Below are 400 nucleotides of genomic sequence, written 5' to 3' on the forward strand. Positions count from 1 at the left end.
ATCTGCGCCGTTGGTTTCATTGCCTCCAGCATGGCTGCCATCTGCGCCGTTGGTTTCATTGCCTCCAGCATGGCTGCCATCTGCGCCGTTGGTTTCATTGCCTCCAGCATGGCTGCCATCTGCGCCGTTGGTTTCAGTGCTTCCAGGTTGGCTGCCATCTGAGCTGATGGTTTCAATGCTTCCAGACTGGCTGCCAGCTGAGCCGATGGTTTCAATGCTTCCAGACTGGCTGCCAGCTGAGCTGATGGTTTCAATGCTTCCAGACTGGCTGCCAGCTGAGCTGATGGTTTCAATGCTTCCAGACTGGCTGCCATCTGCGCCGTTGGTTTCAGTGCTTCCAGGTTGGCTGCCATCTGAGCTGATGGTTTCAATGCTTCCAGACTGGCTGCCAGCTGAGCCC

1 pseudogene is annotated in these 400 nt (G+C 56.5%); it reads right to left on the reverse strand.

Features of this window, described 5'->3' with window-relative positions:
- Positions 1–400, reverse strand: a pseudogene (locus ACIPZ5_RS00365) (transcriptional regulator); the annotation flags it as partial.

This window comes from Pseudomonas sp. NPDC089428, from assembly GCF_044749325.1.
In the GTDB taxonomy this organism is placed as follows: Bacteria; Pseudomonadota; Gammaproteobacteria; order Pseudomonadales; family Pseudomonadaceae; genus Aquipseudomonas.